We start from the raw sequence: 16,654 nt of genomic DNA on the forward strand, positions 1-16,654 counted from the left end.
CTGCCTCCAGAGGCTGTCTCTAGGGCTGTCTCTAGGGCGCGGACGCCACCAGGTCGATCAGGCGTTCGAAGCGGGTGCGCCAGCGGGGCTCCGTCTCCGCGTCGCCCTGGAACTCGTGGGTGAAGCGCAGCGCGCTCGCCCCGTCCCCGGCCCGCTCCAGATGGAACCGGATCCGGCCGCCGCCCTCCACCGTGTACTCGGCGACCCGGTCCACGTCCCACGCGGTGACCCGCCCGCTGCCCAGGTCGCGCAGGGTGACCGCGCCACCGAGCCGGGGCTCCAGGACGTCGGCGGCGGTGAACCACCCCGCCAGGCCCTCGGGCGTGGACAGCGCGGGCCAGACCTTCTCCATGGGCCGCGGAAACCGCACCAGAAAGTGCAGGATGTGCGTGTTCCCATGCGTCTGGCTGGTGCCCTGCTCGATGGCTCCGGTCATGACACCAGTGTCTCTGACCAGCCAAGCGATCTCACGTTGGACGAAAGGTCCTTGATCGTTTCCCACCAAGGCGGGGAAGCATGGGCGTGTAGATGGAACCCCGCGCCCAATGCCGCCCCTCTCGGCCGATGCCGGATGGTGGGTGTGCTGGTCGCCGTGGCGCCCTGGTACCGGCGGGCTGCGCGAGGCAGCGCCATCCGGCCCGTTGGTGCGCGTCCCTCCGGACACTTTTCCACCGGACCGAGAGGCCTGGTGGAGGAGGGTGCCCTGCGTCGCCTGGGCGCGGGGCGTGTTGGCCTATGGCGGGTCGGTCCGGTCTTCGACCGATCCCAGCTGGTCTTCGACGTGGGGTTGACCACGGCCTTGAGTTCGAGCTTGTCGTCCACCGAACGGATCACCATGGCTCCGCAGGCGCGATCGGCTACGGTCTTGGTCTGGTGAGTGAGTCCGCGGGCGGCGATACGGCGCCATGCCCCCTGGTCGCGGTCGCCCTGCCAGCCACAACTGTGCCGGTTGGGGCAAATGGCCCACTTCCAGCCTGGCGTGGCGGGCCGATCGGGAGCTTTGCAGTGCCTCAGCGGGGCCAAACACTGGGGACAGTGCTTGGATGTGTTGCGGGGTGGGACGGTCACCACCGCGACACCGACCTCGGCCGCGAGGTGTCGCACATGGGTGGCGATCTGCCCGCGCACAGCCTGGGAGAGGCGAGTGTTCACGGTACGGCCCATGCCTCGGGCCTCCATTGACCGCAAGTCCTCCAGATAGATCACCGTGGCATTGGCGGCAATGGCCTGATCGACGACCCACCGCGCGGCGGCTCGCGCGAGTGCCTGGTTGAGGTTGGATCGGCGCTCGGACACGTGCCGGATCTCGTCCCGCAGAACATCCTGCTTACCCGCCAAGGTCGGAGGGAGCGCACTGCCCTTGTTGAGCCGCTGGTAGTGGTCGACCTTTGCATGCAGGTGTTCGGACTGTCGGCGGAGCCGGTGCTGCTTCGCGAGTACCCCAGCAGCCCGGAACTCGGCACCGGCGCCGAGGACCGCGATCTCGCCATCCGAATGCAGTCGTACCGCTCCGGCGGACAGGAGGGTGTTCAGACCCCAGTCCACGCCGAGCGCGACCGTGTGCCCGGTGCGCCGAGCCTTCGGCACCGCATGGCTGTAAGTCATGTCGGCGCGCACCGTTCCTCCCGTGGTGCGGACAGTAGGCAGGTGCAACACCGCACAGGCGGGAACAGTCGGCGGAAGGGCGATGGAGCACGCGACCCAGGTCCAGTCCCGATATGACTGCGGGTTGGGGCAAGTGGGCAGCTGCAGCCGCAGCAGCGCTCGCTTCGGGTCGGCCTCGGAGCGAGCGATGGAGGCCTGCTGACCGTCACAGGCGGCCAGCAGCAGCATCCGTGCCACTCGCGGTGGATCTTCCATCTCGAACACGTCCGCCGGCATACGGCTGGCTGCCCGCACATACGCGGAGACCTGCCGTGTCCGGCTCTTGATAACACTGGATGGCAGATGCTGCCCGCCGGGAACCGCTTCGCGTACCGCGTCCCATTCGTTCGTGGTGCGCTTCCGCGGATCGACGGGCCAGGTGGCCAGCACCCCGGCAGTTACCTCGGCCCGCCAGTGTGCCGAGCGCAGCACCCTTCCGGCCTGTTCCTGGGCCATGCGCACGATCCGATCGTTGACCCTGACATCCTCGGCGGCAGCTCCCGACCAGCCCAGACGTCGAAGCGCCATCCACGCGTTCGACGGCAGCTTCCGTCCCAGCGCGTCCTCGCCAGAGGCAAGCTGATTCACGTCATGACCGTTCCAATGATCGGCCAGCAATTGGGAAGCCATGCCCGACACCAGGTCCGTGCACCAGCCGATGCGTTTGGCCAACGTGGCCGAGGACAGTGCCGCGCCGCGCTTTTCGTCGACCCCACTGCACAGCAGAGCCTGCGCGCAGGCAGTCCGGGATGTCTCGCCCTCGGTAAGCAATAGCTTCACCTTCACACCCATCCCCTCCCGTCGCCCTGCCGATCGGCTCAACGACGGCACACGAAATGAGTTACGTATTCGATCTCCGAATATGCTCTCCACCCTGCCTATGGCCCCAACTCCCAGCCACCCGCACACCAAAGGCCGGTTCCCGTGACCCGCGTCATAGGAACCGGCCTTCGCGGTGCCGGTCTCAGAAGGGGATGCCCGTGAGCTCGCCCAGGCTCTTCACGCCGGCGTAGGAGTGCTTGCCGGAGACGAAGATGTTGACGCCGTAGTAGTTGAACAGCCAGCAGCCGAACGCGACCATCGCCAGGTAGGCGGCCTTGCGGCCCTTCCAGCCGGCCGTGGCGCGGGCGTGCAGGTAGCAGGCGTAGGCGACCCAGGTGATGAAGGACCAGGTCTCCTTGGGGTCCCAGTTCCAGTAGCGGCCCCAGGCGTCGCCCGCCCAGATCGCGCCCGCGATGATCGTGAACGTCCACAGCGGGAAGACGGCCGCGTTGACGCGGTAGGCGAACTTGTCCAGCGAGGCGGAGGCGGGCAGCCGCTCCAGGAAGGAGGTCGCGAACTTGCCGGGCGTGCCGCCGTTCTCCAGCTTGTTCTCGTACGAGTCCTTGAACAGGTAGAGGATCGTCGTGACCGCTCCCACGTAGAACACCGCGCCGCAGAAGATCGCGGTGGAGACGTGGATGTACAGCCAGTACGAGTGCAGCGCCGGGACCAGCTGGTCGCTCGCCGTGTAGAGGACGGTCACCGCGAGGCCCAGGTCGAGCAGGACCGAGGTGATGAGGAACAGGCCCATCCAGCGCACGTTCTTCTTCAGCGCCAGCAGCGCGAGGTACACGCCGACGGCGACCGTGGAGAACGTGAGGTTGAACTCGTACATGTTGCCCCACGGCGCCCGCTCCACGGAGGCCGCGCGGGCGACGACGCCGCACAGCTCCACCACGAAGGCGAGCACGGTCAGGGACACGGCGATCCGGCCGTAGAGGTCGCCCTGCTCGTCGCCGCCGTGGGCGCCGGGACCGTCCGGCACGTCACGGGCGCCGGACGTGGACCGGACGACGACCTTGGGACGCTCCAGGACGGCGGTGCCGCCGGCGGTCTTCACGGTGACCGGGGGCGCGGCCGCCCTCTTCGGCGCGTCGGCGGTGAGCGCGGCGGCCGTGCGGCCGACCTTGCTGCGGCTGCCGAGGAGCCATTCCGCGATGTAGGCGAAGAAGGCCAGCGTGTAGACGGCCATCGAGGAGTAGATCAGCGTGTTGCTGATGCTCGCCAGGTGCTCGTTGGTCGCGGCGGCGAGATCGGTTGCGGCGGCGAGAGTCACTTCTCAGCCCCTTCGGCAGGTACGACTGGGAGGTCGGGGTTTTCTGAAGGGTCGTCGTCGGGGTCGGGGGCCCCCGGCGCCTGGTCGTAGAGGATTCCGGCGAGGTCGCCCAGTTCCTCGGGCACCTTGGCGGACTCGCTGCGGCCGAGCCCGGCCATCTCGACGACGGTGACGCCGTCGGGGCCCGCGACCGCGCGCACCCAGACGCGGCGGCGCTGGATGAACAGGGAGGCGGCGAGACCGAAGATCGCGGCGATCGCGCCGGTCAGCGCCCAGCCGCCGCCGGGCTCCTGGACGACCTCGAAGCCGGCCCACTCCTTGATGTCCTTCTCGAAGGTGACCGTGCCGGCGCCGTTCGGCAGCTGCATGGTCTGCCCGGGCTTCAGGTTCTTCCGCAGCTGCTGACCCTTGGCGTCCTTGAAGTCCTTCATGTGGGTCTTGTCGAGCTGGTACACGCTCTGCGGCAGACCCGCGTCGACGCCCAGGTCGCCGTAGTAGGGCTCCAGGTTCAGCATCGGGTTGAGCAGCGCCGGGAACGCCGAGGCGATCTCCCTGCCCGGTCCGCCGTAGGTCGGCAGGAGGTAGGCCTTGATGCCGAGCTGCTCGCTCGCGCCCTTGGCGTTCTTGTAGCCGTCCATCACCTTGACCACGCCCTGCGAGGTGACGTTCCCGTCGAGCGGCAGCAGCGGCACGGCGTCGTGGAAGACGACGGTGCCCTTGCCGTCCCGGACGGTGATGACGGGGGCGTAGCCGTGGCTGACGAGGTAGACCTTGGCCCCGTCGATCACCAGCGGCTCGTTGACCTTGATGGTGGTCGAGGTCTCCTTGCCGTACGCGCCCTTGATGTAGCTGAGTTTCGCCTGGAAGGTGCGCGGCGTGCCGCGGTTGGGGCCGGTGAGCTCGTAGGTGCCCTTGAAGTCCTTCAAGTCGAAGCTGAACGGCACCAGGTCGTCATTGTGGAAGAGGTTGCCGGACTTGAAGTCGTCGTACTGGAGGATCGTGTTGGAGAAACCGCCCCCCTCGACGACCAGCTTGTTGCCGTCCGACTTGTAGAGCTGGCCGGAGGCGAAGGCCACCAGCAGCACGATCAGCGCGATGTGGAAGACCAGGTTGCCCAGCTCGCGGACGTAGCCCTTCTCGGCGGAGACCGTGGCACCGATGGGGGTACCTCCCTGGTCGAGCGAAGCCGAGAGCTCGGGGGAATGGGCGCGGAAGCGGCGCTTCTTCAGCAGGGCGAGCGCGGCCTCGCGAACCCGCTCGGGGTCGGCCTCGGTGCGCCAGGTGGTGTACGCGGGCATCCGGGTCAGCCGCTTGGGCGCGGCCGGCGGGCGGCCGCGCAGCTGGCCCACGAACTGCCAGGTGCGCGGGACGATGCAGCCGATGAGGGAGACGAACAGCAGGATGTAGATCGCGGAGAACCACACCGAGCTGTAGACGTGGAAGAGGCCGAGCTTGTCGTAGATCGGCGCGAGTGTGGTGTGGCTCTTCTGGAAGTCGGCGACCTTGGTGGCGTCGGCACCGGTCTGCGGGATCAGCGAGCCGGGGATCGCACCGAGCGAGAGCAGCAGGAGCAGCAGCAGCGCGACCCGCATGGAGGTCAGCTGGCGCCAGAACCAGCGGACCCAGCCGATGACGCCCAGCGACGGCAGGCTGAGCTCTTCCCTCGGGGCGGTGGACAACTGGGAGCCGGCGGCGCCCAGGTCGTTGTCCTCGGCGGCGCCCGGGGCCTGGCTCTGGTCCTCGGCGTCGGCCGCGGAGTTGTCGGCGGTGGTCTTGCTCATCGGTCAGATCCCCACATTGAAGCCGTCGGACCAGGTCTGCATCTGATTCACGAGACTGTCCCACGCCCCGGTGAGCAGGAGCACACCGGTCGCGATCATCATCGTGCCGCCGATGCGCATCACCCAGACATAGTGGCGTTTGACCCAGCCGAAGGCGCCGAGGGCCTTGCGGAAGGCGACGGCGGTGAGGACGAAGGGCACGCCGAGGCCGAGGCAGTAGGCGACGGTCAGTATGGCGCCGCGGCCGGCGCTCGCCTGCTGGGAGGACAGGGCGACGACGGAGGCAAGGGTGGGGCCGATGCACGGCGTCCAGCCGATCCCGAAGAGCGCGCCGAGCACGGGCGCACCCACCAGGCCCGTGGCGGGGCGCTTGTGGAAGCGGAACTCACGCTGGGTCAGCCAGGGCATCAGCCCCATGAAGAAGACGCCCAGCAGGATCATCAGCACGCCGAGCACCTTGGACAGCGTGTCCCGGTACTCCTGCAGGTTCTGCCCGAAGTAGCCGAACAGCGCTCCGCCGGAGACGAAGACGGCGGTGAAGCCGAGCACGAACAGCGAGGCGCCCGCCACCATCCGGCCGCGGCGGGCCTCACCCAGGTCGGTACCGGTGACCCCGGTCACATAGGAGAGGTAGCCGGGGACGAGAGGCAGGACGCACGGCGAGAAGAACGAGACCAGGCCGCCGAGCATGGCGATCGGCAGGGCCAGCAGCAGGGCGCCGCTGTAGACGGTCTCGTTCTTGCCCACCAACTCCGCGGCGAGCGGCACCAGCGCGCTCATGTCACTTCTCCGCGAGGACCGGCTTGACCATCTTGAGCAGGCTCTCCTCGCTAAGCGCCTCCAGGGCCCGCGCGGCGATCTTCCCGTCCCGGTCGATGACGAGCGTGGAGGGGATCAGCTGCGGGTTGAGCGTGCCCTTCTTGAAGCGGAGCATCAGCTTGCCGGTCGGGTCGTACAGGCTGGGGTAGGTGATCCCCTGTTCCTTCTCGAAGGCGATCGCCTGGGTGGTGTTGGTGTCCCGGGTGTTGATGCCGACGAACTGGACGCCCTTGTCCTGGTAGTCCTTGGCGACCTTGGCGAAGTACTTGCCCTCCGCGCGGCACGGCCCGCACCAGGAGCCCCACACGTTGACGACGACGACCTTGCCCTTGTAGTCGGCGATGTCGAGGCTCTTGCCCTCGATGGTCTTGCCGGACAGGTCCGGCGCCGCGTCCCGGTGGCTCTTGGCGGCCGTGGCGATCCCGTTCTTGCCGGTCACGAAGTTGGTGTTGCCGCCTCCGCCCGAGGTGCCGCCCGATGTGCACGCAGACAGGGCGAGGGCCGCTGCGGCGGCCGTGGCGGCAAGCAGGACGCGGCTACGGGTGCTCATGTGAAAAGTTTCGCATGCCCGTTCTGGGGATCTTGCGCACCCCCCTTGCGGAGGGAAACCCGCACATCAGGTGGTATTCACGGCGGCTCCGGAGGTCAGGAAGCCCTTCCAGCCGCCCGCCGGGCGCTGCCCGACCTCCAGCGTACGCAACTTGGCCAGCACCTGGGGCTGCTGCGCGTCCAGCCAGTCCACGAACTGCCGGAAGGAGACGAGCCGGACGTCGCCGCCCTTCTCCTTCTCCCGCGCGATGTGCTTGAACGCCTCCTCGACGGCGTCCATGTAGATGCCGCCGTTCCACTGCTCGAAGTGGTTGCCTATGAAGAGGGGTGCGCGATTTGACTCGTATGCCCGCTTGAATCCCGCTATGTAGGACTGCGCGGACTGCCGCCGCCAGCCGGGGTAGTTGTGGGCCGGCGCCTTGGTCGTGTTGACCGACTGGTTGGCGAGCATGTTGTAGTCCATCGACAGGACCTCGAAGCTGCGGCCGGGGAACGGTATCTGCTGCAACGGCAGGTCCCAGACGCCCAGCTTCTTCTCCGGCCAGATCTGGCGGCCGCCGGGCGAGGAGGCGTCGTAGCGCCAGCCGAGTTCGCGCGCGGTGGGCAGCAGGTTGTTCTGGCCGAGCAGACAGGGCGTACGACCGCCGACGAGCTCCTTGTCGTAGTCGAACGGCAGCGAGGGCAGATCGGTCCAGCCGGAGTTGGTGCGCCACTGCTTCACGAAGCCCTTGGCCTGCTGGATCTCGCTCCGCCACTGCTGTGCGGTCCAGTTGGCGACGGTGCCGTGGCCGGTGCAGAAGTGGCCGTTGAAGTGGGTGCCGATCTCGTGCCCCTCCAGCCAGGCGCGGCGGATGTTCGCCAGCGTGGCCTTGACGTGGTCGTCGGTGAGGTAGCCGATGTCGGAGGCGCCGCGCGCGTTGTTCGGGGGGTTGTAGAGCCGCTTCTTGGACTCGGGCAGCAGATAGAGCCCGGAGAGGAAGAAGGTCATGCTCGCGCCGTGCTGCTTGGCGAGGTCGAGGAAGCGCGGGAAGAGACCGTTGCCGACCTCTCCGGCCCCGTCCCAGGAGAAGATCACGAACTGCGGCGGGGTCTGTCCCGGCTCCAGCCGCTCGGGCTTGGCGGGCTGGTGGGGCTGCTTGCCCGTGAAGGACGTGGAGCCGTCCCCGATGGGCCGGCCGGAAGGCGCGCCGTCCTTGCCGCCGCCGGACCCCGCACCGTCCTTGCCGCCGGACCCCGAACCGCCTTTGCCACCAGTGGAACCCGAACGGTGCCCGTCCCCGTCAGACGAATCGAGAGCGCCGCAGCCGGCGAGACCGGCGGCGGCCGCGGCGCCCGCGCCGAGGCCGAGCATTCCCCTACGGGACAAAGTGCGCATGAGAAACCCCGATTCGTCAGGCCCTGCTGGTGGTCACCCACTCAGAGGGCGCGACGAACCGGGAGGTTCCGCTATTTGTAATACTTTCTTGATGAACCCCCGCAAAGGTGTCCAATGACACCTTTGCGGATGAGTTGCGGGCCGGGCCGATGCGTCAGGCGCCGAAGGCCTTGCCCTGACCCTTCACCGGCTTGGCACCGGCGAGGAGATGGGCGGGGACGAGGTCGCGGGCCGGCTCGGAGTAGCCGACCGACACGATCCTGTCGCCCTGGTAGGTGAAGGTCGTCAGCGAGGCGAGCGTGCACTGCCGCTTGCGCGGGTCGTGCCACAGCCGCCGCTTCTCGACGTACGAGCGCACGATCCAGATCGGCAGCTGGTGGCTGACCAGCACCGCCTCGTGTCCGCGCGCCCGGTCCTTGGCCGCGTCCAGCGCGCCCATCATCCGGACGACCTGGTCGACGTACGGCTCGCCCCAGGACGGCCGGAGCGGGTTGACGAGGTGCTTCCAGTTGGCGGGCTTGCGCAGCGCGCCGTCCCCGACCCCGAAGGTCTTGCCCTGGAAGACGTTCTCGGCCTCGATGAGCCGCTCGTCGGTGTCGAGGTCCAGCCCGTGCGCCTTGGCGATCGGGGTCGCGGTCTCCTGCGCCCGCTCCAGCGGGGAGGCGACGGCGTACGTCACGTCCCGCGGGGCGAGGTGCTCGGCGACCCGGTCGGCCATCTGCCGGCCGAGCTCGGACAGGTGGTAGCCGGGCAGCCGCCCGTACAGCACCCCGTCCGGGTTGGCGACCTCGCCGTGCCGCATGAGGTGTACGACGGTGATGTCCTTGCTGCTGCTCATGCTGCCGTGGCCTCCGCGGCCGCTCGGGCCGCCGCCGGAAGGGCGTCGGCGATCTTCTGGATGGCCCGCTCGTCGTGCGCGGTGGACACGAACCAGGACTCGAAGGACGACGGCGGCAGGTAGACGCCGTTCGCCAGGAGGGAGTGGAAGAAGGCGGTGAAGCGGAAGGACTCCTGCGCCTTGGCGTCCTCGTAGTTGCGGACCTCCCGGCCGGTGAAGAAGACCGAGAACATGTTGGAGGCGCTCTGCAGCGTGTGCGCGACGCCCTCCTTGGTGAGCGCCTCGGTGACCAGCGACTGGATCTGCGCCGAGACGGCGTCGACCTTGTCGTAGGCCGCGTCGTCGAGCAGGCGCAGCTGGGCGAGGCCGGCGGCGGTGGCGACCGGGTTCCCGGAGAGGGTGCCGGCCTGGTAGACGGGCCCGGCGGGCGCGAGGTGGGCCATGACGTCGGCCCGGCCGCCGAAGGCGGCGGCGGGGAAGCCGCCTCCCATGACCTTGCCGAAGGTCATCAGGTCCGGCTTGACGCCGTCGATGCCGTACCAGCCGCTCCTGCTGGTACGGAAGCCGGTCATCACCTCGTCGGAGATGAACAGGGCGCCGTTGCGCTGGCAGGCGTCCTTGAGCCCCTGGTTGAACCCGGGCAGCGGCGGCACGACGCCCATGTTGCCGGGCGAGGCCTCGGTGATGACGCAGGCGATCTCGCCGGGGTGCCGGTGGAAGGCCTCGTGCACGGCTTCGAGGTCGTTGTACGGCAGCACGATCGTGTCGCCGGCCTGGGCGCCGGTGACGCCGGGCGTGTCGGGCAGCGCGAAGGTCGCGACCCCGCTGCCGGCCGCGGCGAGCAGGGAGTCCACGTGACCGTGGTAACACCCGGCGAACTTGATCACCTTGGACCGCTGGGTGAACCCGCGGGCCAGCCGGATCGCCGACATGGTGGCCTCGGTCCCGCTGGACACGAGCCGCACCTGCTCGACGGGCTCCACCCGCGCGACGATCTCCTCGGCCAGGGCGACCTCGCCCTCACCGGGCGTACCGAAGGACGTACCGCGTGCGACGGCCTCCTGGACGGCGGCGATGACGTCGGGGTGCGCGTGCCCGAGGATCATGGGACCCCACGAGCAGACGAGATCGACGTACTCCCGCCCGTCCGCGTCGGTCAGGTAGGGGCCGGTGCCGGACACCATGAAACGGGGCGTACCGCCGACGGCACGGAAGGCACGCACCGGGGAGTTCACGCCGCCGGGCGTGACGACGGCCGCGCGGTCGAACAGGGCCTGCGAGGCAGGCGCTTCGTAGGGATAGGGCGCTCCTGCGACGGGCGATTCACTCATGACCTGCGACTTCTCCGACCTCTCCGGCGTAAGCCGACATTCCGGGACCTATTCGGACTTTCTCCGAGGCTGGTCGCCGGGGTGACCTCCTCAGGGTAGGCCGCGACCGTGACCACTCCGACAATCACGTGGTCGTTGCCGTGCCATCTGCGAGACTGGGTGGCGGTACACGCAGCTCGTCCGGCACATCGTGGCCGGGGACTGCGAAGATCCTGCGGACTGGTGTTTCCACGCACGTTTCGGCGGGCGGCCGTGGGGGAGGTCACTGACACGATGATCGGGTTGCGCGGCGGGGGCCACGCGTCCTAGAAAAGCAGTCGGGTGGAGATATGCATCGCGGTGGCGGACTGGGCGAGGGGACTGATGACCTGGGTCCTCGTCGTGCCCGGCGGGGAAGGCACCGGCGCGACGCGGAGGAAGCGAACGAAGCACGGCAGACTGGCGTGCCGAGTGAGTCGGACCGGGACGACCGACGTATCGATCGTCGGGCCGATCGTCGGATCGACCGGCTGAAGGCCGAGAGCAGGAATGGTGGTCGGGTGGGGGTGACGTACAAATACTTCGGCGCGCCCGACGGTGCGACCGCGGCCCGCGTCCCGATTTCGATGCGCCCCGAGGAACTCGGCGGCGACGAGCTCGGCATGAACGGCATGTTCACCAAGATCAAGCCGGAGACGATGGCCGCGATGGTGCTGACCGGCATCGAAGGCGTGCCCCTGCACAAGGTCCCGCCCCTGGAGCTGGTGGTCCTGCACCCCGACTACGCCGTCGTGAAACTCCCCATGACCGTCGTGGACCCCCTGCGGGGCATAGGCGAGGAGGCGGTGGGCGCGGCGGCCTTCATCTGGTCGACGGTCCCGGACCGCGGCGGTCCCCGGGACGCGTTCAACGTCTATCAGCTGCTCCACGAGTGGCAGGACTTCAGCCATCGGTTGCATGAGGCGGGGCATCAGCCGTATTGCCTGGTGTGGCCCTGAGCTGGGGTTTCATGGGTTTTGGGCGGGGTCTTCGGGCCTCGCCCTTTTTGGTGCCGGGGAGGGGCCGTCAGGCGGCCAGGACACATCGAGGGCACATTGATTTCGCTGGGGCCTCGGCCAGCGCCAGGCACCCGGCCCGCAGGCGCAGGCGCTGCACCGCTACGAGGCTTCAGAGCGCGACAAGGCGGCTGTCGAACCCGGCGTGCACAAGTCGCCCGTAGGCGTCACGGACGTCCCCCGGTACGTCCTGTTCGACGGCGAAGCCGAGCTTCGGGTACTCGATCACCCGCTGCAGGTCGCCGACGAGCATGTCGACGACGAGCCTCTCGTCGCCGATGGACTTGATGTAGTCGTCCAACTCCAGCGGCTCGGAGGCGCACACGATCTCCGCCTCGGGCCAGAGCTTGCGGCACGTCGCGTACGAGCGGCGCTCCATGTACGGCTTGGAGATCAGCAGCAGCGACTGCACTTCCACCCCGACCTCGGCCAGCATTTCGCGGGAGAAGGCGATGTTCTGACCGGTGTTGGCCGCCTTCGGCTCGACCAGAATCGCCTCGTCCGGCATACCCAGGCTGAGCGCGTGTTCGCGGTAATGGACGGCCTCGCCGCGCGGAAAGCGGGCACGGGTGGTGGGGCTGTTGCCGCCGCTGAAGACCACGAGTGGGAAGAGGCCGACGCGGTAGAGGCCGGCGGCCGTGGTGGCGACGCCGAGGTCGTGGCTGCCCAGTCCGACGGCCGCCGAGCAGGGGCGCGGGGTGTGTCCCATCTGGTGGTAGTCCCAGATCAACTTCGCGTCGTGGAAATGCGTATCGGCCATCCGACTCTGCTGGTGCTGTGGCACCGACACCTCCCTGGGGTGATGACTACCCACGACATTCCACCAGCGCTTGGCGGACGCCGCGCCCAGGACACCGGCGCCGACGGAGTTTCCTGCGAGCAGCCCGAAGAGCGCTGGCTACCGTCAGCGGGCTGATCTTGCGAGGCGGCGCACGAGAAGCAGGGCCGTGGTGAGGTAGATGGCGTTCTCCGAGGACATGCGTAGGCCGGAGCATCACTACGATCACCGGACATGGACTGGCTGGAGCGCACCGCGAAGCTGAGGCAGTGGAGTAGGGGCGGGGCGCGGGCGCCGCACAAGCCTCTGCTGTTCCTGTACGCCCTCGGCCGGTTCCAGGAGGATGCCGATGGCGAGCTGCGCTACAGCGCGGTGGAGGAGGAGCTGGCGCGTCTGCTGGCCGAGTACGGCCCGCCCAACAAGACCACCCCCGCCTACCCGTTCCACCACCTCGTCAGCGACGGAGTCTGGGAGGTGCGAACGGACCGCGGACCGGGCAGCCCGGGCAACGGGGCGAGGGATCTACGGAACACCGGTGCCGCCGGCCGCCTCGCCCCCGATCTGCGAGCGGCGCTGCGGAAAGAACCGGCGCTGCTCGGCCGTATCGCCCGGGTCCTGCTCGACCTGCACTTCCCGCCCACCTTGCACGGCGACCTGTGCGAGGCCGTCGGCCTGGAGTTGGAGCCGGTCGAGACCGGACGGCTCTCGGACGCACGCCGCCGGCGAAACCGGCGGATGCGTGAACTGGTGCTCACCGCCTACGAATACCGATGCGCCTTCTGCGGCTACGACGGATGGATCGGCGCGGTGCCGGTCGGTCTGGAGGCCGCCCATGTGCGGTGGTGGGCGTTCGACGGCCCCGACGACGTCGACAACGGCCTGTGCCTGTGCTCGCTGCACCACAAGCTCTTCGACAAGGGCGTCCTCGGCCTCGGCGACGGCCACCGCATCCTGGTCTCCCAGCGCTTCGTCGGCCACAGCCCCGCCGCCCATGACCACGTCATAGCCCTGGCCGGGCGCCCGATCGTGGGCCCGCAGCCGGGCGTCCGTCCTGTCGCGTCCTCCCACCGGGCCTGGCACACCGACCAGGTCTTCCATGGCGCTCCACGCCCTGCCGCGCAAGGGTGATCCGAGCCGGCGGAAAAAGAGCACGGGGTACCGACGGCCCGAGAACATGCGGGCATCTGTTCGGGCCGCAGGTGGAGAGCGATGATCGGGGTGAACTGGATCCAGGTGGTCGTGGTCCGGGCCGACGAAAGGAGTCCACGTGCTGACGGACGAGGAGGCCGCCGCGCTCGCCTGGATCGACGCGGGGGACGTGGCGCGGACACTGGTCGAGTTGATCGCGGTGCCGAGTGTGACCGGGAGTGCCGCCGAGTCGGAGCTTCAGCAGGGGCTGGCCGGGCGGCTGGAGCGGCTCGGGCTGGAGGTCGATCTGTGGTCCATGGATCTGGACGCGCTGCGCGCGGACCCCGGCTTTCCCGGGATGGAGGTGGCGCGCGAGGAGGCCTGGGGGCTGGTCGGGCACACGCCGGACGGCGGTGACGGGCCGACGCTGATCATGCAGGGGCACGTGGACGTCGTACCGCCGGGCGACCTCGCGGCCTGGGACGGGGACCCGTTCGTGCCGAGAGTGACCGGTGACGTCGTGCACGGGCGTGGCGCCTGTGACATGAAGGCCGGGCTGGTGGCGCACCTCGCCGCGGTGGCGGCGATCCGGGCGGCGGGGATCCGGCTGCGCGGCCGGGTCGGCGTGCACTTCGTCGTCGGTGAGGAGGACGGCGGTGTCGGCGCCTTCGGCACGCTGCGCCGCGGCCACCGGGGCGACGCCTGTGTCATCACCGAGCCCACCGCCGGCACCCTGATCACCGCGAACGCGGGCGCGCTGACCTTCCGTCTCGCCGTGCCCGGCAAGGCCGCCCACGCCGGCTCCCGGGACGCCGGGGTGAGCGCGATCGACGCGTACGTGCCGCTGCACCGCGCCCTGGCCCGCCTGGAGACGGAGCGCAATCGCGACCCGTCACCGCTGATGGCCGAGTACGCCATCCCCTATGCCCTGTCCGTCGGCACGGTCCGCGCGGGCGACTGGGCGAGCAGCGTCCCCGACCTGCTGGTGGCCGAGGGCCGGCTCGGCGTCCGGCTCGGCGAGGAGCCGGACGCCGCCCGCGCCGAGCTGGAGCGCGCGGTGGCCGAGGCCTGCGCCGCCGACCCCTGGCTACGGGACCATCCGGCGACCGTGAGCTGGCCGGGCGGCCAGTTCGCCAGCGGGCGCCTGCCGGATGGGCACCCGCTGCGGGACGTGGTCCGCGACGCCTGCGCCGACGCGAACGGCTGGGCCGCCCGGCCCCGGGAGCGCGGGGCGCCCTACGGGAGCGACCTGCGGCTGTACGCCGGGGCCGGGATACCGACGCTGCAGTTCGGCCCGGGGGACGTGCGGGTGGCGCACAGCGCGCAGGAACGGGTGTCCGTGGCCGAAGTGGTGGCCGTGGCACGGGCGTTGGTGCTCACGGTGCTGCGGACTGTGGGGACGAGGTGAGTTCCGGGCAGGCGGTCCGCTTGCGCCGGGCGAAGGACGGGAGCGCGGGCGGGGTGAGGAAGCCCTCGGCCCGCGCGCTCGCCAGCCCGATGCGCGGGATGTCGCTGCTCTTCGCGAAGAGCAGGAACCGCGGCTCCCACACCGGCCGGTACTTGGCGTTGGCGCGGTAGAGGGACTCGATCTGCCACCAGCGGGAGAAGAAGGTGAGGGTCGAGCGCCACAGCCGCAGCACGGGGCCGGCGCCGAGCCGCGAGCCCCGCTCGAAGACCGAGCGGAACATGGCGAAGTTCAGCGACACCCGCCGTACGTCCAACTCCTCGGCGCGCAGCAGCAGTTCCACGACCATGAACTCCATCAGGCCGTTCTCGCAGTCGCGGTCACGGCGCATCAGGTCGAGGGAGAGGCCGTGCTCGCCCCAGGGGACGAAGCTGAGCAGGGCCCGCGGTTCGCCCTCCGCGTCCCGGCACTCCAGCATCACGCAGCGGCCGTCGCAGGGGTCGCCGAGGCGGCCCAGGGCCATGGAGAAGCCCCGCTCGGTCGTGCCGTCGCGCCAGTGGTCGGCCCGTTCGACGAGGACCGCCATCTCGTCGTCGGGGATGTCCTCGTGGCGGCGCATGCGCACGGTGTAGCCGGCGCGGCGGACGCGGTTGTGCGCCTGCCGGACGACCCGCATCGCCCGTCCCTCCAGGGTGAAGTCGGACAGGTCGACGATCGCCTCGTCGCCCAGTTCGAGGGCGTCCAGTCCGTGCCGGGCGTAGATGGTGCCGGCCTCCTCGCTCGCGCCCATCACGGCCGGCGTCCACGCGTGCCGGCGGGCCTGGGCCAGCCATGCGTCGATGGCGCCGGGCCAGGCCTCGGGGTCGCCGATCGGGTCGCCGGAGGCGAGGCTGACGCCGCCGACCACGCGGTAGGCGATGGCGGCCTTGCCACTGGGCGAGAAGATGACGGCCTTGTCGCGGCGCAGGGCGAAGTAGCCGAGCGAGTCGCGGGCGCCGTGCCGGTCGAGGAGGGCGCGCAGCCGGTGCTCGTCGTCCTCGGCGAGCAGCGCCTGGCCGCGCGGGGCGCGGAAGCAGGCGTACAGGACGAGCAGGAAGGTCGCCGCGATCAGGATGTTGATGATCACGTCGACCCAGCGGGGCGCGTCCACGGCGTCGATGCGGTCGGCGAGCGGGCCGACGCTGATGCCGCGCAGCAGGGTGTAGGCGATCTTGTCGGCGAGGGATGCCCCCGACAGCTTGTTGGTCGCGTCGACCAGCAGGGTGCCGAGCGTGCCGCTGATCAGGATGCCGCCCACGCCGACGGCGAGCGCGAGGCGCGGGTTGGAGCGGTCGCCGATGGCGTCGAACTCGCGCCGGCCCAGCAGCAGCGCGGCCACGAACAGGCCGGTGAGCAGGGCGGAGAGCCAGTTGAAGAGGTGCTCGCGGTAGGCGGCGTGGGTGAGTGCCAGGGCGTAGAGGCCGAAGAGCGGGCCGGCCATCAGGAGGTTGAAGACCCAGGCGGCCCGTTTGCGGCGGCGCATCACCACGGCGAGGAACAGCGCGAGCGCCGCCGAGACCAGGCCGGCGGTGGCCAGGTACGGCGTGAAGAACTCGCCCGCGTTGTGCTCGTGGACCTCCTCGCGGAACGGCAGCGAGACGACGGCGGCGATGTTGAGCACCGCGAGCAGCCGCAGGTACCAGACGGTGGCCGCGGCGGCCCGTGCTCTGAGCCGGGCGTCGGCGGGCGGGAGGATGCGCCGGATGTTGCGCTGGGGGTTGCGTTGAGCGGGGATCTGTGGGGAGATCGGGGTCGACTGCTGTACGGACATGGTGACTGGTCACCTTGGGGACGGGAATTTGGGGGACGGGACGCTCGGCGGACCTACGGCCCGT

General features: G+C 69.7%; 14 protein-coding genes. 3 read left to right on the forward strand and 11 right to left on the reverse strand.

Translation table 11 applies throughout. The annotated features are described in order from the left end of the window. Positions 1 to 31: 31 nt before the first annotated feature. From IPZ69_RS19725 to hemL, 9 genes are all read right to left on the reverse strand, one after another. Positions 32 to 436, reverse strand: a complete 405-nt coding sequence (locus tag IPZ69_RS19725) for an SRPBCC family protein (RefSeq protein ID WP_235455476.1) — start codon at positions 434 to 436, stop codon at positions 32 to 34. Then, positions 433 to 2,436 (reverse strand): zinc ribbon domain-containing protein, encoded by a 2,004-nt coding sequence (locus tag IPZ69_RS19730; protein ID WP_235455477.1) that lies wholly within the window; start codon positions 2,434 to 2,436, stop codon positions 433 to 435. Before IPZ69_RS19730 ends, IPZ69_RS19725 begins: the two co-directional genes overlap by 4 nt. A gap of 172 nt (positions 2,437 to 2,608) precedes the next feature. Next, positions 2,609 to 3,742, reverse strand: coding sequence for a c-type cytochrome biogenesis protein CcsB (gene ccsB / locus IPZ69_RS19735; RefSeq protein ID WP_235455478.1), 1,134 nt, complete (start codon positions 3,740 to 3,742; stop codon positions 2,609 to 2,611). Beyond that, positions 3,739 to 5,523: a cytochrome c biogenesis protein ResB gene (gene resB / locus IPZ69_RS19740; RefSeq protein ID WP_235455479.1), complete on the reverse strand. Its 1,785-nt coding sequence runs from the start codon at positions 5,521 to 5,523 to the stop codon at positions 3,739 to 3,741. Before resB ends, ccsB begins: the two co-directional genes overlap by 4 nt. Positions 5,524 to 5,526: 3 nt before the next feature. Further along, positions 5,527 to 6,303, reverse strand: coding sequence for a cytochrome c biogenesis CcdA family protein (locus IPZ69_RS19745; protein ID WP_235455480.1), 777 nt, complete (start codon positions 6,301 to 6,303; stop codon positions 5,527 to 5,529). A 1-nt stretch (position 6,304) separates the two neighbouring features. Continuing rightward, positions 6,305 to 6,892: a TlpA family protein disulfide reductase gene (locus IPZ69_RS19750; RefSeq protein ID WP_235455481.1), complete on the reverse strand. Its 588-nt coding sequence runs from the start codon at positions 6,890 to 6,892 to the stop codon at positions 6,305 to 6,307. Positions 6,893 to 6,958: 66 nt separating this feature from the next. Further along, on the reverse strand, positions 6,959 to 8,266 hold the full coding sequence (locus tag IPZ69_RS19755; protein WP_235455482.1) for a hypothetical protein: 1,308 nt from the start codon (positions 8,264 to 8,266) through the stop codon (positions 6,959 to 6,961). Between the two features lie 154 nt (positions 8,267 to 8,420). Then, a complete protein-coding gene (locus IPZ69_RS19760; RefSeq protein ID WP_235455483.1) occupies positions 8,421 to 9,104 on the reverse strand; it encodes a histidine phosphatase family protein in 684 nt (227 codons plus the stop codon). Further along, complete coding sequence (gene hemL / locus IPZ69_RS19765) at positions 9,101 to 10,435, reverse strand: glutamate-1-semialdehyde 2,1-aminomutase (protein WP_235455484.1); 1,335 nt, start codon at positions 10,433 to 10,435, stop codon at positions 9,101 to 9,103. The genes IPZ69_RS19760 and hemL overlap by 4 nt, the downstream gene beginning before the upstream one ends. 329 nt (positions 10,436 to 10,764) lie before the next feature. Here hemL and IPZ69_RS19770 point away from each other — a divergent pair, with 329 nt between their 5' ends. After that, positions 10,765 to 11,412 (forward strand): hypothetical protein, encoded by a 648-nt coding sequence (locus tag IPZ69_RS19770; protein WP_235455485.1) that lies wholly within the window; start codon positions 10,765 to 10,767, stop codon positions 11,410 to 11,412. 169 nt (positions 11,413 to 11,581) lie between these two features. Here the strand turns inward: IPZ69_RS19770 and IPZ69_RS19775 are convergent, their stop codons facing one another. Continuing rightward, positions 11,582 to 12,229, reverse strand: a complete 648-nt coding sequence (locus IPZ69_RS19775) for a YdcF family protein (RefSeq protein WP_235455486.1) — start codon at positions 12,227 to 12,229, stop codon at positions 11,582 to 11,584. 252 nt (positions 12,230 to 12,481) lie between these two features. Here IPZ69_RS19775 and IPZ69_RS19780 point away from each other — a divergent pair, with 252 nt between their 5' ends. Together IPZ69_RS19780 and IPZ69_RS19785 are read left to right on the forward strand one after the other, a co-directional pair. Further along, a complete protein-coding gene (locus IPZ69_RS19780; RefSeq protein WP_235455487.1) occupies positions 12,482 to 13,375 on the forward strand; it encodes a phosphorothioated DNA-binding restriction endonuclease in 894 nt (297 codons plus the stop codon). Positions 13,376 to 13,514: 139 nt separating this feature from the next. After that, on the forward strand, positions 13,515 to 14,783 hold the full coding sequence (locus IPZ69_RS19785; protein ID WP_235455488.1) for an ArgE/DapE family deacylase: 1,269 nt from the start codon (positions 13,515 to 13,517) through the stop codon (positions 14,781 to 14,783). Here IPZ69_RS19785 and IPZ69_RS19790 read toward each other — a convergent pair. Then, positions 14,752 to 16,590 carry a phosphatidylglycerol lysyltransferase domain-containing protein gene (locus IPZ69_RS19790; protein ID WP_235455489.1) on the reverse strand — a complete coding sequence of 613 codons (1,839 nt, stop codon included), beginning with the start codon at positions 16,588 to 16,590 and terminating at the stop codon, positions 14,752 to 14,754. The genes IPZ69_RS19785 and IPZ69_RS19790 overlap by 32 nt on opposite strands. Between the last annotated feature and the right edge of the window lie 64 nt (positions 16,591 to 16,654).

The sequence above is a fragment of the Streptomyces olivochromogenes genome (genome assembly GCF_021538895.1).
Lineage (GTDB): Bacteria > Actinomycetota > Actinomycetes > Streptomycetales > Streptomycetaceae > Streptomyces > Streptomyces olivochromogenes_A.

Coding starts and splice junctions, on each gene's coding strand:
- IPZ69_RS19770 (WP_235455485.1), top strand. CDS start 10,765: ATGCATCGCGGTGGCGGACTGGGCGAGGGGACTGATGACCTGGGTCCT.
- IPZ69_RS19745 (WP_235455480.1), bottom strand. CDS start 6,303: ATGAGCGCGCTGGTGCCGCTCGCCGCGGAGTTGGTGGGCAAGAACGAG.
- IPZ69_RS19790 (WP_235455489.1), bottom strand. CDS start 16,590: ATGTCCGTACAGCAGTCGACCCCGATCTCCCCACAGATCCCCGCTCAA.
- hemL (WP_235455484.1), bottom strand. CDS start 10,435: ATGAGTGAATCGCCCGTCGCAGGAGCGCCCTATCCCTACGAAGCGCCT.
- resB (WP_235455479.1), bottom strand. CDS start 5,523: ATGAGCAAGACCACCGCCGACAACTCCGCGGCCGACGCCGAGGACCAG.
- IPZ69_RS19750 (WP_235455481.1), bottom strand. CDS start 6,892: ATGAGCACCCGTAGCCGCGTCCTGCTTGCCGCCACGGCCGCCGCAGCG.
- IPZ69_RS19760 (WP_235455483.1), bottom strand. CDS start 9,104: ATGAGCAGCAGCAAGGACATCACCGTCGTACACCTCATGCGGCACGGC.
- IPZ69_RS19775 (WP_235455486.1), bottom strand. CDS start 12,229: ATGGCCGATACGCATTTCCACGACGCGAAGTTGATCTGGGACTACCAC.
- IPZ69_RS19755 (WP_235455482.1), bottom strand. CDS start 8,266: ATGCGCACTTTGTCCCGTAGGGGAATGCTCGGCCTCGGCGCGGGCGCC.
- IPZ69_RS19730 (WP_235455477.1), bottom strand. CDS start 2,436: ATGGGTGTGAAGGTGAAGCTATTGCTTACCGAGGGCGAGACATCCCGG.
- IPZ69_RS19725 (WP_235455476.1), bottom strand. CDS start 436: ATGACCGGAGCCATCGAGCAGGGCACCAGCCAGACGCATGGGAACACG.
- IPZ69_RS19780 (WP_235455487.1), top strand. CDS start 12,482: ATGGACTGGCTGGAGCGCACCGCGAAGCTGAGGCAGTGGAGTAGGGGC.